Raw genomic sequence first — 21763 nt, 5'->3', positions numbered from 1 at the left:
GCCAGTTAAGGCTTAAGCTGGTCAGCTACCTGAAGGGGAGGGCACGAAGCCCCCGTGCTTCAGCCGGGGGTGCTGACCTTTCGGGTTGCAACTCAACTTTTGCATCTGGACTGGATTGACTACTCCCCGCGCTGAAGCGACGGGGATTCCCCGGAGGGATTTCAGAACTTCCGACTTGTCGGACTCATAGGCGAAGTCAAATACGCCTCTATGGGTTGCCCAAAGGCTTCCCTTTACTTGTTTCTGATCGCCTTTTGCCTCTCGCCGATGAAACCACTTTGCTACCGACATTTCTGCGTGATGCAAGTCTGCCCTCACGGGATGTTAAGCCCCTTCCATTCGGGTCACAGAGAAGGTAATTGCAATTATATCATTGCGGCTAAAGCCGCACGAGTCGCGTTTCCGCCCCGGATTAAAATCGCGGGGCTACCACGCTCCCGGACTCTTTCGTGTTTTGCCAGTTGCATCCCGATTGCTTCTGATTGAGAGCAGAGAATTTGACAGATTGGCAAATTTGTGATAGCAAGTCTTGATTTGTAATTTTTGAGTCAAGGAACGGTTGTAGCGTCTTGAGCAGAACGCTGCAACCGCTGCAGGATGAGAGGTTTAAGGAAACGGGACTGGCCGGACTCGAACCGGCGACCTAGCGCTTCAGATTTGTGTGAGTTTCCCCACTCTCTGGACTATCCCTTCACCTTAGACAAACCGCCCGTAGGTGGTGGCCGTTACGTTCGAGAAGCGGTCGATCCCGACTCCTCAAACCAGTCTCTGCACCTTCTCTACCCCGAGGGAGTAGAGCTTGGCTCAAGATTACCTTATCCATCATCGGATGAACTTAGGCTTCCCTGAGTTTGACCACATTCACACAAGGGGTTTCCCCACATGGTGCCCGATTCTTCAGGAGGCGCTTGCTCTATCCAACTGAGCCACAGCCCCAGGTGTTAGTTATCTTAACAGATCGAGGGCAGGATTGCTAGGAAAGGAGCCAGAAGAAGACATCAATTGATAATAATTATTAATTGTTAATTATCCAAGTTTCCGTCCACGGGCCGCCGCCGGTTTCCACGCCGCACAGGGAACTGTGAGCCTCCAGAATCAGCCGGCTTCCCTGCCGCAGTTGCAGGGTGACGTCCCCTTTCATGGTGTCACGGCAGCAGAAGGTCAGACCGTCTTGGGTGGGTGCGCGGAGGGGGGTTCCGGGGCGATCGCTCGTCGCCGTCAGAGACACCTGAAATTGTCCGTTGTCGGCCCGCATCTGCCAACTTCCCCAGGGTTCGACCTGCCAGGAGACTTGGCCATTCCAGGGAACGAACTCGTAAAATTCGCCACGGTAGTGGATGCCCACCATCGCCACGGACTCCATCCACCACAGGACGCCGCGCCGTCCGCCCCCCGCCGTCAACGCCAAATCGGGGATTCCGTCGAAGCAATTGCAGTTGACCCAAAACCACTTTTCCGGGAAGGCGCCGCCCCAGTTTTTTTCACCATAAGCCGGGGCGTTGGTAAACTCGTAGCGATCGCCGTTCCATTCGATCCACCCCGTCGCCCAGCCGTGGGCCATCAAAATTTGCCAACCCGGTTCAAATATCGGCAGAAACGATAACCAACCGGCCGTGGACTGCTGGAGTCGGGCCGGGTTTCCCCAGCCGTAGACGGGGGTGATGGCGTATTGCCAGCGGCAGGCGTTCGGACCGTCTTTGAGGGTGCCCTGGTGCCAGGTCGCCGTCCCCTGATACCCCTGGCGGATGTGGCGATCGAACAGTTGGGGGTCGAGATAACCCGGACTGGCGTTCAGGTCGGTGTCTCCCCAGTGGCCCAGTTCCAGGGCGTCGGGGGCGGCCCAAAATTTGTTCACGTCGGGGAAGGTGCGGCAGAGGTAGCCGTCGTCGGGTCCGAGGATCTGCGCCCCGCCACCGCTGTGGGGCCGGCCCCCCAGGGGATCTTCGATGGAGTACATGAAGGCGAAGGTCTGGCCAGGTTCGGGGAGGGTGACGCGGTAGTACCAGCCCTCGAAGAAACGGCGATCGCTTCCGTCCCAGTGGTAGCCGCTGTGGGGGGTTTGCAGGGGATTCGGTTTGGCACTCAGCATAGGGCAGGCAATGTAGGCAAGAGGCAAGAGGCAACAGTTGGAGTCGGGGCGGAGGTTGAGGTTTTGGGAAGCCGGTATATTAAATGATGCAGATATTTCTCGATCGATGATGACCCTTCCCCCGTGGCGATCGCACTTGGCGGCGGCACTGCACCGAAATCGTAGCCTTCCCAATTCCCGTTACCTGCAACTGGCGACTGTCCGGGCCGACGGGTGTCCCGCCAATCGGACGGTGGTATTTCGGGGATTTGCGGACAATAGTAATTGTCTCAAATTTGTCACAGACCTCCGCAGCGAAAAGGTCGGCCAGATCGGCGGCAATCCTCGGGGGGAGGCGTGCTGGTATTTTCCCAAAACCCGGGAACAGTTTCGCCTGTCGGGGGAGTTGAGGGTGATTGGCGATAATTCGGGCGATCGCGATCTCGACGCCCTCCGCCATCAGGCTTGGCAGGAATTGTCCGATCGCGCCAAACCGCAATTTTTCTGGCCCGAACCGGGGGGGGAGCGATCGCCCGCGAGTGCCTTTGAACCGCCCGATCCCATCCCGGAAAAAGCGCCGCCCCCGTTCGTGTTGCTGCTGTTGGAACCGGAGTGGGTGGATCACTTGCAGTTGCGCGGCGAACCGCAGGATCGGATCATTTACGGTCGTCAGGCGGACGGGACTTGGCGCGATCGCGCCGTCAACCCTTAAATGCCGGAACCGTCGAAAAATTCCCGGAGCGCCCGGTCTTGGATGCGGCAGCTTCGGCTGAGGGCGACTTCCGGAGATACCCCGTCAGAGGGTTGGGAATTCCCGCCCACGCCGGCATCGACGAGGACGACCTGCTCTTTCCGGAGGTCTTCCATCTGCTGTTCCAGGGTTTCGATGCGATCGACCAAGGCGCGGATGACCACGGCTTCGGAGTCCGGCAAGCTGCCGTGTTCGAGGGGATCGACCCGGGCGCCGGAGCGGTAGACCACCCGGCCGGGAACGCCCACCACGGTGCAGTTGGAGGGGACATCCCGCAACACCACGGAACCCGCCCCGATGCGGACGTTGTTGCCGATTTGCAGGTTTCCGAGCACTTTAGCCCCGGCCCCGACGACCACGTTTTCCCCGAGAGTGGGATGCCGCTTGCCGCTTTCTTTGCCGGTCCCCCCGAGGGTGACGCCCTGGTAAATCAGGCATAAGTCTCCCACGATCGCGGTTTCGCCGATCACCACCCCCATGCCGTGGTCGATGAACACGCCCTGTCCGATGGTGGCGCCGGGGTGAATTTCGATGCCGGTGATGAACCGGGACAGGTGGGAAATCAGGCGGGGGACGAGGGGCAAGCCGATGCAGTACAGCCAGTGGGCCAGGCGGTGGAACAGCAGGGCTTGCAAGCCGGGGTAGCAGAACAGGACTTCTAGCCAGTTCCGAGCAGCAGGGTCGCGATCGAAGATAATGCGAAAGTCAGCTCGAAGGGTCTTTAGCACGATCAAAAACCAATTTTTGTTAAACAAATCACTTATCTATGTTAAAGGATGAGTGCTTTTTCGAGAAAGGGATTGTCAAGATTTACTCAAATCGAAAGATGGCCCACTGTTTCGTCCGTGGGATGGAGACTCTCGCCCCGACCCGGTGTCCCTCTCCGCCCCCGGGTTCGTTGACGACTGCCACAATTGGGGGGTTCGGGGGTGAGAATTTCCCCCCCTCTGTGTCCTCCGTGCCTCTGTGGTGAAATTTTACCGGAAAATTGGGTCGAAAGCCTCGGCGGGTCGGGTTGAACGAAAACCCGACCCGCATCAACGACAATTCAAAAACGGGAAATTAGTGCCGAACTTTTTGCAAAATTTGCACGCCGACTGAGGAATTAAATTCCTTGGCAATGACCGGACATTTGGCTTTCAGGAGAAAGAAGATATTTTGCTGATTGTCGCTGAGGCTTTCGTAATTTCCCTGACCTTTGGCAATAATTAGATCGGCGGCTTGGAAGCGATCGCGAAACTCGGGCGAACAGAATTCCAACACCGTTCCGGGCGCGTCGAAACCGTTATCGATGACGGGGACAATTTTCGTCATTCCCACGGCTTCGGCATCGACCATTGTCACGTCGTTGAGGACCGGATTTCCCCGGACGACGAAGGTGATTTTTTCCCGGGGCAATTGTTCGATCAGCAGACGATCGCAGACGATTTCTCCGGCATTATCCCCCAAATACAATATCGTTTCTGCCCGTTCCACTTCCCGGCGTAATTGTTCAACGGCGGCGCGATCGAGGGGGATAGCACTGGCTTCGGACATGACATTATCGATGGTTTCCTCGTCGAGATTTTGAATCGCGCCGAAGTCGATAATATTGGCTGCGATCGCCATTCTGACCGCCATTTCCAGGGGGTCTTCCGCCGATTGGATCTGTTGTGAAAAATGAGGATAAAGAGCCAGCATCCGCCGATTGCTGCGGTCTTTAATTTCCCGATACGGGTCGGGATTTCCGCTCGCCTCCCGCAGGGTGCGGTGAATTTCCGCCCCGATTTCCACCGTCGAGCGATCGAAATTCATCCGACTCACGTCCTCCAACACTTCCCCCATCACTTGCTCGCGACGGCTCGGATCATCGACCGCTATTGTCACCGCCGACTGAGCTTGTTTCAAAAAGCAAGAAATACAATCGATATAGGTTCTCATGATCTTTGATTTGATATCGTCTTTGATTGGATGACGGGGGAATGAAAAAGAAATCCCAACCATCCCCCCTCAACGACAGAAAACACGAAGAATCCGCCTCCCCGGCAAAATCCCTCTCATCTGCCATCAATGATCGCAGGCATTCTTTCCGGTGGATAAACTACCGCTCAAATACTGCTGAACCACCGTTTTCGGTTCCAGGGCAGGGCAACCCGCGATCGCCTCTATTCCCTGTTCGGATAACAGACTTTGAGCCTTCGGACCCAGACCCCCCGCCAATACTAAATCGACTCCCATTTCCCCCAGCCACTTGGGAAATAATCCCGGTTCGTGGGGCGGTGGTGTCAGGGTTTCGGATTCCAGAATTTTTTTGCTATCCGGATCGATCGCGAACAGGGCAAAAACCTGGCAGTGACCGAAATGGGGCGACAATAATCCCTCGGAAACGGGAACGGCAACTTTCATGGCAATACTCCTCTGGTTAATGGGTCTAAAAATGACTAAAAATTGGGGGTGAGTTGCAACAGTTGCGCCACCCGATCCCAGATAGTCCGCAAACTCTCGGCGGCATCGTTATCGCCATATTCGACGACACTCAATCCCGCCGTCTGGGCTTCCGTCACCGCCGGAGAATAGGGAATGCGGCCGGCGACTTGCAGCCCCCGTTCGATCGCATATTTTTCGATCTGTTCCGTCAACTCCAAATTCAGGTCGGCTTTATTGACACAAACCATCGCCGGGAGGCGAAAGCGGCGCAACAACTCCACCACGCGATCGAGATCGTGGAAACCGCTCGGCGTCGGTTCCGTCACCAACAGGACGGCATCGGCCCCCGTCAGAGAGGCCATCACCGGGCATCCGACCCCCGGCGACCCGTCGGCGACGATCAGATTCAGGCCCAATTGTTCGGCGGTTTCCCTGGCTTTTTTCCTCACCAGCGTCACCAATTTGCCGGAATTTTCCTCGGCGATACCCAAGCGGGCGTGAACCATCGGGCCGTGGCGGGTGTCGGAGACGAACCATTCCCCGTTCACCGCCGCACCGAAATCGATCGCCTCGCCGGGACAGAACCGCACGCACACCCCGCAGCCCTCGCAGGCGATGGGATCGACCCGGTATCCGCCCTCGGGAGTCCAATGGATGGCGTCGAAGCGGCAGTATTCTTGGCAGGCACCGCAGCCCATACAGCGCTCGGGGTCGATGGTGGCGCGGTTGCCGCCCACGAAATCGGCGCGATCGCGGATCGTGGGGGATAAAATCAAGTGCAGGTCGGCCGCGTCTACGTCGCAGTCGGCGAGGACGGGGCGGGGAGCCAGGGCCGCAAAGGAGGCTACCGTGCTGGTTTTGCCCGTGCCGCCTTTGCCGCTGATGACGACGAGTTCTTTCATAATTCCACCTGTTGCGAGAGGGTGCGGGCGATGTTGGCGAATTGGGTTTGAGCCTCCGGGAGGGCGTCCACCGCTAGTTGTCCCCGGGAGTAGGCCACGGCCACGCGGCGATCGTCGGGGATTTCGCCGAGGATGTCGATGTTTTCGGCTTCGCAGTAGGCATAAAGGGCGCGATCGCCGATTCCGGCCCGGTTGACAATGATTCCAAAGGGGATGTCCAAAACCCGCGCCATCTCCACCACCAGTTTCAAATCGTGCAAACCGAAGGGGGTGGGTTCGGCGACGAGCACCAGATAATCCGCGTCCCGCAGGGTTTCTACCACCGGGCAGGACGTGCCGGGGGGCGCGTCGAGGATGGCGATGCCATTGGGGGGAATCTGTTCTTTGACGGCTTGAATCACTGGGGGGGTTTTGACTTGGCCGATATCGAGCAATCCGCTGACAAAGCCCAAACCGTCGGCGGTTCCGGTTTCCACGGTGCCGATTTCTTGGGGTACTTCGGCGATCGCACCTTCGGGACAGACGAGAACGCACCCCCCGCAACTGTGGCACAATTCCGGAAACACCATCGCCGATCCCTTCAGGGCCACGATGGCGTTGAATTGGCAGATATCGGCACATTCGCCGCAGCCGATGCAGCGGGAGGCATCGACCCGGGGAATGGGGACGGTGACGCGATCGCGCCGTTCCACTGTCGGATGTAAAAATAAGTGTCCGTTCGGTTCTTCAACGTCGCAGTCGAGGTAGGTGACGGCACCGCCCCCCCGCGCCAGGGTGACGGCCAAATTCGCCGCCACGGTGGTTTTACCCGTCCCCCCCTTTCCTCCGGCGATACAGATAGTCGTGCGTTCCGGTTTCATCAAAACCTCCTTATTAAAGGTCGGGTGTAGGGTGTAGGGTGTAGGGTGTAGGGAATTTTAGATTTTAGATTCCCCTTTGGGAAGGAGTCAGACGTGAGGAGCCAAAAGTGAGAATTTTCTCTCTCCTCTTTTCTCTCTCCTCTTTTCTCTCTTCTCTTTCCTCCCCATTCCCCATTCCCCATCACTCGGACAACTGGCGCCATTCTTCCAAAGCTGAACGGACGGTTGTCGCGCTCGTGGTGTAGGTTTCAACGCCGCCCGCAGTCAGGACGCGAGCCGCTTTGGGCCCGAAACTGCCGGAAATCGCCACTTGGGCACCGTTTTCGGCTACCGTCGCGGCGACTTTGACCCCCGCACCCCCCGACTCGGCGGCGGCATCGTTGGCAATGGCGGTCGATTCTCCGGTGTCCGGGTCTGTGAAAATTAAATAGGCGCAGCGCCCGAAACGGGGATCTAGGGGGGCATCCAGGTTATCCCCCGTCGAACTGATGGCAACTTTCATCGCGAGTTTGGCCGTGTTTCAAAACTGTATGAGTCTATAGTAAAGTAATTGTTGCAGGTTGTCGCGATTGTTCGGAATGATTTAACAACTTCTAGGCGACGTGCTCTTCCTGACCGGACTCCATCAGGAAGCGGAACGCCTTGACGATGTAACCCGCGCAGACGTAGGGGGACGACTCATAAAAATTGTGCCAAGCCTTGGCTTTGTCCTCGTCGTAGCGATCGCTCCGTTCGGGATACCGTTCCAGCCACCCCAGCCGCACTGCGTAGCCGATCAAAACATCCAAAACAATGTAATCTTCCACCTGCAATTCCGGGTTGCGACTGACGATCGCATTCAATTCCATCAGCGCTTCCACGTTCATCTGCCGGTATTCCGGTGCCTCGATTTTATTCAGCAAGTGCTCCACCGTCAGGGCGAAATTCTTCTCACCCGGCGTCATTTCCGACACGATCGGATCGCTGTCCAACCGGTTGCGCCGCTCCAATTTATCGCCGATCACCAAACCTTTGCAATGGGACAAAACTGCCCAAACGTTGGGATAAAAATCTTTGGGTATCCGCCCCGTCGCGCCGGACATCTGGCGCTGGCGACGCCAACCGCCCAGGGGGGTGATATCGCCCTCTTTTTCTGGGGCGATTTCCCAGTCAATTTCGGCCTGGGATTGGCGGACGTGGAGGGCTTCCCGCTTTTTCAATAACTGATTCATTTTCTCGTAGCTGGCGAGCACCTGGCGCAGGCGATTTTTGATTTCAAAGGGGGTCAGGTGCATCAACTGTTCGTAACCCTCATCCTGGGTGACTTTCAACTCGGCGGCGAGCTCGCTGGTGAGGAGCAATATCAAGTAATTGACCCGCAACACCAACAACCCTTTGAATAGCACCGGTTCCGACCGGATCAACCATCCCAAATAAATGAGAATTTCCTGGGTGAGGACGCGATCGCGAATATCTTCCCCGCAGAATTCATCGATTTTTTGGACGATTTCTTTTGCCGGCATTGGTTGGGCGATGACGGACTGTTCGCTGTAGGCTTTTCCGACGGTAATTTGTTTCCCTCGGACCAATATTTCCGTCACCGCATCCGACAAACCGATATCGACTTTCCCCAGCAACCCGGCGGCTTCCCGCACCACCGCCCACTCGATTTTCGGGGGCATCCCGTACATTTCGATATACTGCATCAAATCGGTTTTGGATCGGAACCCCTGTTCGGCTTTCAAGTAAACTTCGTTCACCAGATCCCGCACCGTCACGCACCGCTGAGAACCGCCGAATCCGGTGTCAAAATCCAACCCTTCCAGATGGATCAGCGATCGCAACAGTTCGATCTGTTCGTAAATATTTTCCGCTTTTTTCAATTCTTGCAATACCGATTCGGAATCCGTTTCCCGTTCCAGGCGAAATTCCTGGGTCGCACTCAGGGGAGAATTGCGATCGGGTTTGTGGATTAAATAGAACGTCTGGGATGGGGTTTCCGTCACCGCCGATTCGGTAAACGCCACGTCGGGCAGGAAATTCATCCATTCCGTCCCCGCCTTCGGCATCAGTTGTTTCAGCGATCCCAACTTCACCCGCACCCCGTTGCAGGTTCCGGTTTTGAGTTCGTCGATGAGGTTTAATAACGCTTCCTGACCCGTTTCTAACATTGTCCAAGTTAGCAGTAGCGTCATCGTCGGGCGCCCGATCTGGTTCCAGTTTCGCTGGATGTAAGCCAGTTCGCTTTTCATCTGGGAGACGAGGAAGTGATAGTCGAGGGTGAGATAAAATTCCTGCTGGTCCAAAAAGGCGGGTAGGAACACCACCGTTTCCCCCAAAATGTGGAAAATTCGGGAGGTGCTCAAACTCCACAGGCGCTTCACAAATCGCCCGCTGAGTCCGAGTTTTTCACTGCGTCCAATTTGGGTGTAAATTTGGGAGAGTTCCCGGGCGTGGCGAATTTGGATGGGTTCCACCTGTTTGGGGGTGTGGGTGACGATGCCCCGGTTGGCGAGTTCCCGCTGCAAATCCTCGTCTTCGGCGAGGAGGGAAATTTGCACGATCGGATCGCGGTGGCGGCGGACGCACAGGTGCCGTCCGAGGGGGTCGATATCGCCGATATCTAACAATCCTTCGTGAATGAGGGTGCCGAGATAATACAGACTTTGCGCCCAAACGAGGGGGATATTTTCGTTGGGTTTGCGGGGTTGGCTGCGGGGATTTTCTCGTTCGGCTTCGATGGATTCTGGCGGGACGTAGTAGAGTTCCGGGAGGAGTTTGAAGCCGTCCCGTTCGACGAGGAGGGATTCGAGACGGCCGAGGTATTCGTTGACGCGATCGCGATCGCCGGTAAATAATCCGTCCAACAGTAAATAGGTGAAAAACAGCGGCCACTCGCTCTCGATATTTTCAAACTGTTTGAGTTCGTGGGGTTCGTAGTGCAGCCTCTCGCTATCTTCTAAGACGGTTTGGTGTCCGTCTCTCAAGAACCGTTTGCAGCCGTAATTTCCCTGCAATTTTTCGATGATTTTATTGCGGGTGCGATCGATTAATTCCTGTTCTTCGACGGCAAAAGCCGGGAAACTGATGACGCTCAATAAAGAGGCATCCACTTCCTTGGAACCGGACTCGCGGGGCAGTATGGATTTCAGGGTGATGCGGCTGCGGGCAACTTCGTCATGAAGAATATTAATCGCGGATTCCTGGGAACCGTCAACGCCGAATAAATTTAGTCCGTCCATCGCTTCGAGGGCGGCTTTCGCCATGCCGATGGAACTGGCGTTGAGTTCCGGATTTCCGTGGTTGATTTTATTGCCCCGTTCCCAAATTCCGTAGTCCGGAATCCGGTAGGCGCGGCCGATATAGTAAACTAAATTTTGGATAAAACAGACTTCATCCAAAGTATAAATAATCTGCAATCCCGATGCGGTCATCTGCGCCAACATCAGCAGGTAAATGGACGTCGCGTCGAGTTGTAAATGTCCCCACTCGTGGTCCCCGACGACAGTATCTCCGGTGGTGGTATCGTATTTGGCATGGAGGGCATCGAGGGGATGCTGGCTTTTTTTGAAGCGTTCCACTTTGTCCGCCTGCCGCATCATGGCGAATAGCAAGCCCCGCATCAATTTTATAACGCTGTGTTCGAGTTCGTAGGTGCGATCGGGGCGATCGTCCACTTTCCGATAGGCGAGGGCGAGTCCCCACACCGCGAGGATGCTGTAGACGTTATCCCGCACCCAGGCATCGGTGTAGTTGCCGTGGGTGGTGATGGCGGTGCTGGCGGGAAGCAAGCCGCTGACGGGGTTCTGTCGCCGGAGGATGACCGTTTTGATCTGGTGGTAGTAATCCTCCAACCGTGCCGTCCGTTCGGCTGCTGTCATCGACATTTCTCGTATCCTCCTCGCGATCGCGATCGAACCGCCAGATGTGGCATCTTGAGCGATTTTTAATGTTAGCATACTCTCGGAATTTGCTCTAAAAAGCGTTCCCGTCGCGATCGCCCGTTCCATTTGTCTGTTCGTCACGAACAATTCGGCCGGCGATCGCAATTCACCCACCCCCCATTTCGTTGTCGGGCTTTAGCCCCAGAGTAACTGCGCTAAAACGCACCAACAGAAAGGAGTCAAACAAGATGGAAAAAACTGCGATCGCGATCGGTGGCGGCCCGGCTGGTTTGGCGACTGCCTTGATGCTTGCCAAAAGCGGTTGGAACAATATTACCGTTTTGGAAAAACGCCCGTCCGCCGATTTCTACGAACCCGACAAATCCTTTCTTTATTTGATCGACGGCCGCGGCCAAAAATGCACCGACTTTCTGGGACTGAGCGATCGCCTTGCGGAACTCGGCGTCGCCAACACGGACGTTAATTTTACGGTCATCCAAGCTGACGGAAGCCAGAACACCTCAAAAATGCCCGTTCCCGGAAGTCGCGATCGCAAAACCGCGTACTGGCTCCCCCGCTCTACTTTCATGCAATTATTATATCAGGAAATCGAACAAAATTGGCGACATTGCATCACGGTTTTATTCGACACGGTTTGTCTCGAAATTGATCGAGCGATCGCGGATAGCGATGGTTCGGAAAAACTCAAAGTTATCGCCAAAAATAATAACGAAGGCGATGACCAAAATTTGACCTTTGAAACAGACCTGCTGCTGGGTTGCGATGGCATCACTTCCATCGTCCGAAAAACGTTATCAAAATGGGACGATTCCGCCGGATCGAAACGGTTTGAAATGCGGCACTTTCCCTCTCCGAGTTCGGGTTTGAAATACAAAGTCCTCACCCTGCCGCCCCAACCGCCCCTCAACCGCGACGGTTCGGAACGGGCGATTCCCAGCACCGCCTACGCCATCCGCGGCGCGTTCCGAGATCGCGATCGTGCCGTTTCTTTGGGTTTGCTGCCGAGGAAAAATCCCGACGAACCCCGCACCGCCAATATCATCACCTATCCCGATCGCGACATCTGGAAACTGCAAGACGGCAAGCAGGTATTTGATTTTTTGGAAACCGCTTTTCCCCAATTGCCAATCGACAAAATATTATCTTCTGAAGAAGTCGCCCGATTTGCAGAAAGCCAGGGCGGACAATTTCCCGATCCCCAATATTGTCCCGGACTGTTTTTTCTGTTGTCCGAAAATGACAAAAATACGGCCGGAGTGGTGCTGATGGGAGATGCCATCCACTGTTTCCCGCCGGATATCGGGCAGGGTGTCAACGCTGCGTTGGAGGATGTATGCGTCCTCCATCAAGCCATTTCCGAAGCCGAGAATGACCTTTCCCGCGCTTTGCCGCTGTACGAATCTTTACGGGCCAACGACACCGCAGCTTTGGCTAAACTCGCCCAAATTGGCTTCCCGTGGCAATACAATCAAAACCAATTTCGCAAGAATTTGTGGCGAGTCAATGTGATTTTGAGAGTCCTGTTAAATCGGTTATTGCCTCAAATTTTTGATCCCCCCGCAATTTTGATGATTTCCAATTACAATTTGAGTTATGATGAGATTTGGAGGAAAGCGCAGAAAACGACGGCGATTCTGTATCTATTGATTTCGGGGTTGGCGATCGCATCCTGGGTTTCAATTTGGCGATTCTGACCTGAAAAAATGCGATCGCGGTTCTCTCCCCCCCGCAGAAATCCAGACGGACGCGCAGATCGAACGTATAATTTGGATAATTTGCGATCGATTTGCAGTGTGTGTGAGGGAGTTATGTCTCAAGGTTTGCTGACGCCGGAAGCGAGTCCCCCGACGTTTCCCGTTTTGGGGTTGCCGGTGCACCTGGCCGAAAATTACGGCGATTGGCTGTCGCGTCGCCTGCGTCTGGGGTTGGGAACCCAGGTCATCACCCTGAATGCCGAAATGGCGATGCAGGCTGAACGGAACGAGCCCCTGGCGACGGCGATTCGGGAGGCGGATTTGGTCATTCCCGACGGGGCGGGGGTCGTCCTTTATCTGAAATTCAAGGGATATCAAATTCAACGCTGTCCGGGAATCGAACTCTCGGAAGCGGTGATTCATCGGGTGAACCAGTTCGGGTCCTCCGGATTGGCGTTTTTCTACGGCGGGAAACCGGGAGTCGCCCAGAAGGCGGCGGATGCGTTCCAGCGGCAGGTTCCGGGATTGGCGATCGCATCTTATCACGGTTATTTATCCCCCTCGGAAGAACAAGAAATGAAAGAAACCCTGCGGGAATTACAACCCCAAGTGATTCTTGTCGGATTGGGTGTGCCCCGCCAGGAATTTTGGATCGCCGAAAATCGCCACCTCTGTCCGAATTCGATTTGGATTGGCGTGGGGGGCAGTTTCGATATTTGGGCGGGGGAGAAAGAACGGGCGCCCGCCTGGTTCTGTAACAATCATTTGGAGTGGTTGTATCGCCTCTATCAAGAGCCCTGGCGGTGGCGGCGGATGCTGGCACTTCCCCAGTTCGCATGGAAGGCGTTTTGGAAATCGTGATATTTGAGAAACCGGGTTTATATCCGAATGTCAGTGTGGGAACCGAAGCTGTTCTCGCCAAACCCGGTTTCTCGGCTATTCTTATTCAATGCCACACCGATCTAATTTGGCGGTAATTGCCAGGATTCTTTTCAACCCGAAACCGCCGATTTTTCCCAGGAAGCGGCTGGCGATCGCAATATCTCCGACCCGACCCGTGGGCAAGTGACCTTTGGGTGCTTGATCGACATCGAAGATGAGATTATTATACCACAAAAAGTCATTTTTTCCCCGCCAGCCGACCCGTTCTCCGAAGGTATTGTAGGTTTCGATATTCGCAGTGGCAGAACCGCCGATCGCTTTCCAAATTTGATTCTGGACGCTGAACCCGAAGCGGCCGGCGCTGTGGCGGACCCACAGGTTATCGATCGCCCGCAGGATTTCGCAGGGTAAAGCGTCGAGACTTTTCAGGTCGAGATAGCCCTGCTGTTCGCGATTAGTCGCCTGTAAAATCAGGGTGGTCGTCTCGCGATCGGCATCTTTCCAGCGGCCGTTTTTGAGCAGATTTTCGAGGTGCGTGTAGTCGATTTTTGGGGAGATAAAAGGTGCGATCGCCCTCGACACCGCCCCGACGGATTGATGGCGTTTGTTGGCGGTGTGAGACAACATTTTATCCAAGACTTGGGCGAAGGCGGGATTGACGGGTTCGCTCAAATACTGCCGCCACACCCATTCCCCCTCGTTGGCGTCGTACAATTGTACGGGGTCGATGTGGGTGAGTAAATAAATGCAAGTCACGCCCAAACTGTAGATATCGCTGGTAAAATTAGCCTGTCCGAAGGTCTGTTCGGGGGCGGCGTAGCCCGAGGAACCGATGGAGGTTCCGGGGGTCGTCAAAGCCGTAGAAGTCGCGAATTTTGCCGCGCCGAAGTCCACCAAAAATAATTGATTGTCCGACGTGCGCCGGATGATATTGTCGGGTTTGATATCTCGGTGGATGACCTGCTTTTTGTGGACGAAATCTAGGACGGGGAGGAGATCTTGCAGCAGTTGGAGGATGCGATCTGCCCCGAAATTTCCCGACTCCTGCAATTCTTGCTGGAGGTTTTTTCCCCGGATGTATTCTTGGACTAAATATTGGCGATCGTCTTGGGTAAAATAGGCGTAGAGTTCGGGAATTTGCGGGTGGTGTCCCAACTCGTCGAGGCGGACGGCTTCCCGTTCAAACAGTTGTTTCGCTTTGTCGAGGGTTTTGGTGCCCTGGGCTTGGGGATAAAATTGTTTGATGGCGCAGGGGGGTTTGGAGGGTTTGTCTTCGTCGAACCCCTTGAAGGTGCGGCCGAACCCGCCCTGACCGATAATTTCGAGGGCGCGATAGCGTCCTTTCAGCAACAATTGGGTGCCGCAACGCTGACAAAATTTGGCATCGGACGGGTTACTCGCCAGACAATCAGGGTTCAAGCATTGGCTCATTTATCTTCTCCAAATAACCCCCGCCGTTTATTTTACCGCAATTGGGGGGATTCTTTCGCGGAGATGCCGCGCGATCGCAACCTCATCCCAAAACCGGGACACGATGGGCCGGATAAATCCGAATTTCTGTCCCGGTGTATTCGGGAAGTCAGCCTATAGTAAGGTTCCCGATGTCGGTTCGTGATCGGGGGGATTGTGGAAGCTGACTCGTTCGTATATGTCTTTTAGGGGGAGGGTGTAGTTGACGGATTCTAAGGTCAGTTGGTCGTCGGCGTCTTCGTATTCAGTCAGCAGCCATTTGCCATTTTCTGTTTTGGAAAATTGTTCGACGTGAAAGGAGTATTGGTCGATTAAAATATATTCCTGGAAACTGTTGATCGAACGGTAGTAAAGGAATTTTTGGGCGCGATCGTAGTTCCGGGTCGAATCCGATAAAACTTCGACAACTAATTTGGGATTGATGACGGTATCCGTGCGGTTTTCTTGGTAAATGGGTTCGCCCGCCAGGACCATCACATCGGGATAGGTGTAGATGTTGTATCGGGGAACCCACAGACGGACATCGGCGTGATATACTTCGTAATCTTGTCCGTCGATTGTCAGCGGAAATTTGCGACAAAAATTCAAGGCGATTTTATTGTGATTGATAGTTCCGCCTGCCATTGGGATAATCTCTCCATTGCGATATTCGTTTTTGGTTTCCGATTGGGTTTCGAGGTTCAGGTATTCCTCGGGGGTGTAGGTTTTTGTTTGGGGAGTTGCGATCATGGTGAATTGCAGGTTGATAGTGTGGTTTTCAAGGTCGATGGGGGAACCGGTATCTCGCCTATTCTACCCGATTTTATAGCAAATAGCTCGGCGAGTATTGACGGGTTTGGGAAGGGAGACAAAGCTGGAAGCCGGATGAAAAGGCAGTTGTTATTCCCCATTCCCTATTCCCCATTCCCTATTAAGAAGCGCGTAGCGTTATATTTTACGGTACGGGGAGGATGTAGTGTCGCTCCCGCACCGAGGGACCCCGGACGACAATTCCCAGGCGGCGGCTGGCGGGGAGATCTGCGATCGCGTCAAATTTCCCGTTTTCATCGGTGGCAATTTCCCGATTGTCGATGTAAACTAAATCCATCGGATCGACTTGTCCCAAAACTCTCACGGTGCGCGGATTTAAGCGGGTGACTTGGAAGATTTCCAAACCCGATAAGGGCGGTGTAAAATCGGGAGATGTCGGAGATTGTCCGGGGTTGACAACGGAGAAATTGTCGGGTTCAATTCGCACTTCTTCCCCCTCAGAAATCGCCCCGACGGTGCCCTCGATGGTGCTGACTCCCGTTTTGCCGTCGGGTCCGACATTGACCCCGAAGGAGGTGCCGCGAACGCCCGCCACGGTGACGGGGGTTTCGACTCGAAAGGGGGACTCTTCGGCGGATTGTTCCGAGTCTTCCTCGTCCGCCAAAAGTCCCTCCCAGTGGAGGGCGGCGATTTCCTGGGGGTGGGCGGCGGTGGAGGTATCGCGCAAGGGTGCACTGACGAAACGGGCGACGGAGGCGCGAATTCGGCCTTTGGGGACGAAGAAAACGGTCACTTGATCGGGGGCGATGCCGGCTTCTCCGGAGGTGGTTCTGATTTCAAGAATGGTATTTTCAGCCATTTCTACGGTGCCGATGTTGCTATCGACGCGCAAAATCGCGATCGCCCCGTCTCCGGTGACGACGAGATCCCCCGCCCCAACGCGATCGCCGAGTTGGGCGGGATTGCCATTAATCGTGACATCCCCCTGGAGTCCTTCAACGGCTAACCCCCGCCTTCCCTGCACCACTTGAAGCTGTTGTTGTAGGGTGGGAACATCTGCCCTCGCCGGCGCGATCGCCCCGAATAAAATTGCCGCAATTGTAGCCGTTAATTTAAATTTTTTCATACTCCTCTCCCGAATTGGGGTGTAGGGTGTAGGGTGTAGGGTGTAGGGAAAGTGAAAAGTGAAGAGTGAAGAGTGAAAAGTAAAAGTTTCTCCATTCCCCATTTCCAATGAATCTATCCTCACCCCAAACCCGATTGATCGCCCTAGTTTCTGCCTGTATTGTCGGATTCTCCCCGATTTTAGTTGCGGCCGCCGCCCCAGATCCCCGCGTCGCGGAAGCCCAAACCGCTTTCGAGGCGGGGGTGGAATTGGTGCGGGAGGGGACGCCGGAAGCCCTGCAAATTGCCCTTACCGAACTTAACACAGCCGTCGGACTGTATCGGGAATTGGGGTCGAAAGACCGGGAAGCCGAGACACTGTGGGGGCTGGGGTTGGTGTACGATCGCCTGGGGGACCTGCGGTCGAGTTTGGACGCCTACAAAAAGGCGCTGGATTACTACAAAACGGGCGATCGCATTCAGGATCGGGCCTACACCCTCAACCAAATCGGCAGACTCCATTACAAATTGGGGGACTACCAACAGGCGATCGCATCCTACCAACAAGCCATTTCCGACTATCGCGAGGGGGGAGACAAACGGGGGGAAGCCTACGCCCTCAACGGCTTGGGGGCGGTTTACGAACCCCTGGGGAACTACCAAGCGGCGATCGACACTTACACCGCCGCCCTGGAATTACACCGCCAGATCGACAACCGGGAAGGACTCGCGAGCACCTTCAACAATCTGGGTTTGCTCTACGACAGTTTAGGGGAATATCCCCTCAGTTTCGACTATTATCGCCGATCGCTGACCCTGTGGCAGCAACTCGAAAATCGCGGCGGGGAGGCCGTCACCCTCAACAATATCGGTTTGTATTACGATTCCCAAGATAACTACAACCAGAGCCTTTACGCCTACCAGAAAGCCCTATTGCTTTACCGGGAAAAGGGCGATCGCCTCGGGATGGCCACCACCCTCAACAATATCGGCTACACCTACACCCGCCTGGGCAATTGGGATCGCGCCCGGACCAGCTTCGAGGAAGCCGAGCCCTTGTGGGAGGAAATTGCCAACCGCAGCGGATTGGCGAGCACGTTGAATAATATCGGCGTCGTCTCCGCCAAACAGGGGGATTTTGAGGGGGCGTTGCAATTTTATAGCCGGGCCCTGGCTTTGCGGCGGGAAATCGGCGATCGCGCCAAAGAAGCCCTATCCCGGTATCGGATCGCCATCGCCCGCCGGTCCGGAGGCGATCGCGATGCGGCGTTGGTGGAAATCGAAGCGGCGATCGCGATTATTGAAGATCTCCGCACCAACGTGGCATCCCAGGAACTCCGAACCACGTTTTTCGCCTCCAAACAGGAATATTACGAATTTTATATCGATTTGCTCATGGAACTGCACGGGCTGCGGCCCGATGGCGGGTATGATGCCCGGGCCTTGCAGGCCAGCGAACGGGCGAAAGCCCGGTCATTATTGGATCTCCTCGCCGAAATGGGGGGCGAGGTGACATCGGGAGTCGATCCCCAACTCCTGGAACGGAAACAACGGCTTCAACGGCAACTCGCCGCCGCCGAACAACGCCGCATCGAGCTCCTGGGCAACCCCCACACCGCCGAACAAAAGGCCGCGATCGCACAAGAGATCGATCGCCTCCTGGACGAATACCGGGGCGTTGTGGCTGAAATTCGCGCCGGGAGTCCCCGCTACGCCGCCCTGACGCAGCCCGAACCCCTGAGTTTGGCGGAAATCCAACAACAGGTTCTCGACGAACAGAGTCTGTTGCTGGCCTACTCCCTGGGGGAAAAGCGGAGTTTCGTCTGGGCGGTGACGTCCGAGTCTCTGGAAACCTACGAACTCCCCGGACGGCAAACCCTCGAAGCCGCCACCCAAAAATTTAGGGACAGTTTCATTTTGCCGAACCTGCGAATCCGCCGCACCCGGGCGGAAACGGCCGCCGCCGAGTTGGGGAAACTGTTGCTCGGTCCGGTGGCGGACCGGACCGACAAAACCCGGTTGCTGGTGGCCCCGGACGGGGCGTTGCAGTACGTCCCCTTCGCCGCCCTGTCCCAAACCGCAGGGGAAGACTATCGGCCCCTGATCGTCGATCGCGAGGTGGTGACGCTGCCTTCGGCTTCGGCCCTGGCCGTGTTGCGGCGGGAGATCGCCGGACGGAAACCAGCCGAAAGGACCGTCGCGGTTTTGGCTGATCCGGTGTTCAGCCGCTACGACGAGCGACTTCGGGACAATGGCGCGATCGCCCCGGCCCCCCTGCCGCCGGATTTGGAGCGATCGGCCCGGGAGTCGGGGGTACTCTTCGACCGCCTCCCCTACACCCAGACGGAGGCCGAACAAATTCTCGCCCTCGTCCCCCCCGGGGAATCCACCCGGGAATTCGGCTTTTCCGCCACCCGGGATTTCGCCACCAGTGAGCAACTGAGTCGCTATCGCATCCTCCACTTCGCCACCCACGGCATTCTCAACAGCCAAAACCCGGAACTCTCCGGCTTGGTCCTCTCCCTCCTCGATCCGGACGGTCAACCCCTGAACGGATTTCTGCGGTTGCACGATATTTTTAACTTGAATCTCCCCGCCGATTTGGTGGTGTTGAGCGCCTGCGAAACCGGCTTGGGGCAAGAGGTGCGGGGGGAAGGTTTGGTGGGACTCACCCGGGGTTTCATGTACGCCGGGGCGGCGCGGGTGGTGGTGAGTTTGTGGGCGGTGGACGATCGCGCCACGGCGGAATTGATGGGGATATTTTATCGCAATATGATCGAGGGCGATCGCACTCCGTCGGAGGCCCTGCGGCAGGCCCAAATCGAGATCTGGCGGCAATCCCGCTGGCACTCCCCCTACTATTGGGCGGGGTTTACGGTTCAGGGGGAATGGAACCGTTCAAAATAGGGGGAAATTGTAGTAGGATAGCGGAGAAAAATGCTGTCGAATGACTTATGGACATCCTGGCTTTATTGCGTTTGGCCTCCCATTCCGATCCATCTAACCGAAGACGAGCCCCAGCGCCCCGTCGCCGTCCCATCATCTCACTCGTGGGCGCGATCGCCCTGATTTTATTCCTGGGAATCGGTGAGGCCCACGCCCTCCGCCGGGGCGATCGGGGTTCCCAGGTGAAAGCCCTGCAAGAACAACTCCGCGACGACGGGTATTTTGACGGCCCGGTAACGGGATATTACGACTCCATGACCCGGGAGGCAGTCCGACAGTTTCAGAAAGACAAAGGGTTAAAAATTGATGGCATCGTCGGCCGGAAAACTTTAGCCGCATTGCGGGGGGAAGAAACTACAGTCCGCCCCGATTCGGCGACACCGCAAGACTTGAAAAAAATGCCAACTTTGAAGCCCGGAAGCCTGGGCTTGGAAGTTGTTAGAATTCAGGTTCAACTCAAAAGATTGGGATATTTTAATAGTTCAAAATATGGTTATTATGGATTTTTAACTCAGGCATCTGTCCGGGAATTTCAGCGCGATCGGGGCTTGAAAGTCGATGGAATTGTCGGGCCGCAAACCCGCGCAGCTTTAGCTGATGCTTCCTCTGAAAATACCCCCGTTTCACCTTCCCCAAGGGCGGCGGCTCAAACCCCCCCAGTTTCACCTCCCAAAACCGAACAGCAGGAAGTCCGCCCAACCGCCGTTCAAAGTCCCGCAGCCGCCCCGACGGAAAGCCGAGAAGAAGTGCAATTTAAAATTGACACTTCCACCCGAATTACCCCCCTTGAAATCAAAAGAACGGAGGCGATCGCCGCACCGACTCCCAGCCCGACACCGACGGAATCGCCACAAGAAATGGAAGTTTCGACCGCCGAACTTCCCAATCTAGAAGGGGGATTAAATGCCGCGATCGCCGTCTTGCAAAATCCCAGTTTCGTGGAGGCTCCACCCCGCGATCCCTCCGGGAAAATGACCCACCTCAAAACCATCACCGGCGGACTGTCTCCCAAATCCATCGTCCACTCGGGCACGGGCTTATTTTTCGCCCAAAACATGATGTACCGCCACACAATCACCATCTACGATCGCACCTTTGAATTAATTAAAACCCTCCCCGACAACATCAAACTGTCCGACTTCGGCTTCTCCAAATTCCAGGGAAATTACAAAGGTTCCCCCGTCGAAGCCTCCTTCTCCCCCGACGGCAAATTCGCCTACGTCGCCAACTATAAAATGTACGGCCCCGGCTTCAAGCGTCCCGGCACCGACAAATGTTCTCCGGCGGGAAAACACGACGACAGTTTTCTCTACAAAATAAACACCGAAACCCTCACCATAGAACAAGCCATTCAAGTGGGACCGGTTCCCAAATTTAACGCCGTCACGCCGGACGGACGGTTCGTTTTGGTGAGCAATTGGTGCGGCTGGGATTTGAGCGTCGTCGATACCCAAACGGACGAGGAAATCAAACGCATCAAAATCGGCCGCTACCCCCGAGGAATCGCCGTCCATCCCGACTCGAAAACCGCCTATGTGGCGGTGATGGGTTCCACCCAAATCGCCCGCGTCAACCTGGAAGATTTTTCCGTCAGTTGGCTGAACAATGTCGGCCGTGCCCCCCGCCATCTCAATATTAGCCCGGACGGAAAGTTTCTCTACGTCACGTTAAATTCCGAAGGCAAGGTGGCAAAACTCGACTTATCGACGGGGAAAATTATCAAAAAAATCACCACCGGAAAAAACCCGAGAAGCATGGCAATTTCCGACGACGGTCAATTTCTATACGTGGTGAATTACAAATCGAATACAATGAGTAAAGTTCGCACCGAAGACATGAAAATCATCCACAGCGTCCGCGTCAACCACCACCCCATCGGCATCACTTACGACCCCCAAATGCGACAGGTTTGGGTCGCCTGCTATTCCGGAAGCGTGATGGTCTTTCAAGATTGATAATTGTCGTCGATCCCCCTCCCGTCCCCCTTGAAAAGGGGGAGGCGAATTGAGCCCCCTCCCGTCCCCCTTGAAAAGGGGGAGGCGAATT

At 55.5% G+C, this 21763-nt stretch carries 16 protein-coding genes; 5 read left to right on the top strand and 11 right to left on the bottom strand.

The window, feature by feature from the left end; genetic code table 11:
* Positions 1 to 1015 precede the first annotated feature (1015 nt).
* Positions 1016 to 2089 (bottom strand): tocopherol cyclase family protein, encoded by a 1074-nt coding sequence (locus tag LKE08_RS06470; protein WP_324703385.1) that lies wholly within the window; start codon positions 2087 to 2089, stop codon positions 1016 to 1018.
* Between the two features lie 109 nt (positions 2090 to 2198).
* On the opposite strand from LKE08_RS06470, the gene LKE08_RS06465 reads away from it, so the two are divergent.
* Entirely contained in the window at positions 2199 to 2780 is a 582-nt protein-coding gene (locus tag LKE08_RS06465; protein WP_324703386.1) for an Npun_F5749 family FMN-dependent PPOX-type flavoprotein, read from the top strand.
* Here the strand turns inward: LKE08_RS06465 and cysE are convergent.
* The 7 genes from cysE to LKE08_RS06430 form a co-directional block, all read right to left on the bottom strand.
* Positions 2777 to 3547: a serine O-acetyltransferase gene (cysE, locus tag LKE08_RS06460; protein ID WP_324703384.1), complete on the bottom strand. Its 771-nt coding sequence runs from the start codon at positions 3545 to 3547 to the stop codon at positions 2777 to 2779. The genes LKE08_RS06465 and cysE overlap by 4 nt on opposite strands.
* A gap of 334 nt (positions 3548 to 3881) precedes the next feature.
* On the bottom strand, positions 3882 to 4739 hold the full coding sequence (locus LKE08_RS06455; protein WP_324703383.1) for an ARMT1-like domain-containing protein: 858 nt from the start codon (positions 4737 to 4739) through the stop codon (positions 3882 to 3884).
* Between the two features lie 126 nt (positions 4740 to 4865).
* Complete coding sequence (locus tag LKE08_RS06450) at positions 4866 to 5204, bottom strand: NifB/NifX family molybdenum-iron cluster-binding protein (protein WP_324703382.1); 339 nt, start codon at positions 5202 to 5204, stop codon at positions 4866 to 4868.
* A gap of 35 nt (positions 5205 to 5239) precedes the next feature.
* A complete protein-coding gene (locus LKE08_RS06445; protein ID WP_324703381.1) occupies positions 5240 to 6127 on the bottom strand; it encodes an ATP-binding protein in 888 nt (295 codons plus the stop codon).
* Positions 6124 to 6987, bottom strand: coding sequence for an ATP-binding protein (locus LKE08_RS06440; protein WP_324703380.1), 864 nt, complete (start codon positions 6985 to 6987; stop codon positions 6124 to 6126). Before LKE08_RS06440 ends, LKE08_RS06445 begins: the two co-directional genes overlap by 4 nt.
* 181 nt (positions 6988 to 7168) lie before the next feature.
* The gene (locus tag LKE08_RS06435; protein WP_324703379.1) at positions 7169 to 7489 is read right to left on the bottom strand and encodes a NifB/NifX family molybdenum-iron cluster-binding protein; all 321 of its coding nucleotides are present in this window, start codon (positions 7487 to 7489) and stop codon (positions 7169 to 7171) included.
* A gap of 91 nt (positions 7490 to 7580) precedes the next feature.
* Positions 7581 to 10853 carry a glycoside hydrolase family 15 protein gene (locus LKE08_RS06430; protein WP_375341403.1) on the bottom strand — a complete coding sequence of 1091 codons (3273 nt, stop codon included), beginning with the start codon at positions 10851 to 10853 and terminating at the stop codon, positions 7581 to 7583.
* Positions 10854 to 11098: 245 nt separating this feature from the next.
* Here LKE08_RS06430 and LKE08_RS06425 point away from each other — a divergent pair, with 245 nt between their 5' ends.
* Positions 11099 to 12565, top strand: coding sequence for an NAD(P)/FAD-dependent oxidoreductase (locus LKE08_RS06425; protein ID WP_324703377.1), 1467 nt, complete (start codon positions 11099 to 11101; stop codon positions 12563 to 12565).
* Between the two features lie 114 nt (positions 12566 to 12679).
* Complete coding sequence (locus tag LKE08_RS06420) at positions 12680 to 13426, top strand: WecB/TagA/CpsF family glycosyltransferase (protein WP_324703376.1); 747 nt, start codon at positions 12680 to 12682, stop codon at positions 13424 to 13426.
* An 81-nt stretch (positions 13427 to 13507) separates the two neighbouring features.
* Here the strand turns inward: LKE08_RS06420 and LKE08_RS06415 are convergent, their stop codons facing one another.
* The 3 genes from LKE08_RS06415 to LKE08_RS06405 all read right to left on the bottom strand — a co-directional run bounded on the left by LKE08_RS06415 (position 13508) and on the right by LKE08_RS06405 (position 16793).
* Positions 13508 to 14878, bottom strand: coding sequence for a GUN4 domain-containing protein (locus LKE08_RS06415; protein ID WP_324703375.1), 1371 nt, complete (start codon positions 14876 to 14878; stop codon positions 13508 to 13510).
* A 153-nt stretch (positions 14879 to 15031) separates the two neighbouring features.
* Positions 15032 to 15646 carry a Uma2 family endonuclease gene (locus LKE08_RS06410; RefSeq protein ID WP_324703374.1) on the bottom strand — a complete coding sequence of 205 codons (615 nt, stop codon included), beginning with the start codon at positions 15644 to 15646 and terminating at the stop codon, positions 15032 to 15034.
* Positions 15647 to 15851: 205 nt separating this feature from the next.
* Positions 15852 to 16793, bottom strand: coding sequence for a FecR domain-containing protein (locus LKE08_RS06405; protein WP_324703373.1), 942 nt, complete (start codon positions 16791 to 16793; stop codon positions 15852 to 15854).
* A 107-nt stretch (positions 16794 to 16900) separates the two neighbouring features.
* Here LKE08_RS06405 and LKE08_RS06400 point away from each other — a divergent pair, with 107 nt between their 5' ends.
* Positions 16901 to 19678: a CHAT domain-containing tetratricopeptide repeat protein gene (locus LKE08_RS06400; protein WP_324703372.1), complete on the top strand. Its 2778-nt coding sequence runs from the start codon at positions 16901 to 16903 to the stop codon at positions 19676 to 19678.
* A gap of 47 nt (positions 19679 to 19725) precedes the next feature.
* On the top strand, positions 19726 to 21672 hold the full coding sequence (locus tag LKE08_RS06395; RefSeq protein WP_324703371.1) for a peptidoglycan-binding protein: 1947 nt from the start codon (positions 19726 to 19728) through the stop codon (positions 21670 to 21672).
* Positions 21673 to 21763: the final 91 nt, after the last annotated feature.

The sequence above is a fragment of the Lyngbya sp. CCY1209 genome, from assembly GCF_035615495.1.
In the GTDB taxonomy this organism is placed as follows: domain Bacteria; phylum Cyanobacteriota; class Cyanobacteriia; order Cyanobacteriales; family Microcoleaceae; genus Limnospira.
The sequence above is the reverse complement of the archived record's forward strand: the minus strand, read 5'-3'. Positions and strand labels throughout refer to the sequence as shown.

Coding starts and splice junctions, on each gene's coding strand:
- LKE08_RS06470 (WP_324703385.1), bottom strand. CDS start 2,089: ATGCTGAGTGCCAAACCGAATCCCCTGCAAACCCCCCACAGCGGCTAC.
- LKE08_RS06465 (WP_324703386.1), top strand. CDS start 2,199: ATGACCCTTCCCCCGTGGCGATCGCACTTGGCGGCGGCACTGCACCGA.
- LKE08_RS06455 (WP_324703383.1), bottom strand. CDS start 4,739: ATGAGAACCTATATCGATTGTATTTCTTGCTTTTTGAAACAAGCTCAG.
- LKE08_RS06450 (WP_324703382.1), bottom strand. CDS start 5,204: ATGAAAGTTGCCGTTCCCGTTTCCGAGGGATTATTGTCGCCCCATTTC.
- LKE08_RS06445 (WP_324703381.1), bottom strand. CDS start 6,127: ATGAAAGAACTCGTCGTCATCAGCGGCAAAGGCGGCACGGGCAAAACC.
- LKE08_RS06440 (WP_324703380.1), bottom strand. CDS start 6,987: ATGAAACCGGAACGCACGACTATCTGTATCGCCGGAGGAAAGGGGGGG.
- LKE08_RS06435 (WP_324703379.1), bottom strand. CDS start 7,489: ATGAAAGTTGCCATCAGTTCGACGGGGGATAACCTGGATGCCCCCCTA.
- LKE08_RS06430 (WP_375341403.1), bottom strand. CDS start 10,853: ATGTCGATGACAGCAGCCGAACGGACGGCACGGTTGGAGGATTACTAC.
- LKE08_RS06425 (WP_324703377.1), top strand. CDS start 11,099: ATGGAAAAAACTGCGATCGCGATCGGTGGCGGCCCGGCTGGTTTGGCG.
- LKE08_RS06420 (WP_324703376.1), top strand. CDS start 12,680: ATGTCTCAAGGTTTGCTGACGCCGGAAGCGAGTCCCCCGACGTTTCCC.
- LKE08_RS06415 (WP_324703375.1), bottom strand. CDS start 14,878: ATGAGCCAATGCTTGAACCCTGATTGTCTGGCGAGTAACCCGTCCGAT.
- LKE08_RS06410 (WP_324703374.1), bottom strand. CDS start 15,646: ATGATCGCAACTCCCCAAACAAAAACCTACACCCCCGAGGAATACCTG.
- LKE08_RS06405 (WP_324703373.1), bottom strand. CDS start 16,793: ATGAAAAAATTTAAATTAACGGCTACAATTGCGGCAATTTTATTCGGG.
- LKE08_RS06400 (WP_324703372.1), top strand. CDS start 16,901: ATGAATCTATCCTCACCCCAAACCCGATTGATCGCCCTAGTTTCTGCC.
- LKE08_RS06395 (WP_324703371.1), top strand. CDS start 19,726: ATGGACATCCTGGCTTTATTGCGTTTGGCCTCCCATTCCGATCCATCT.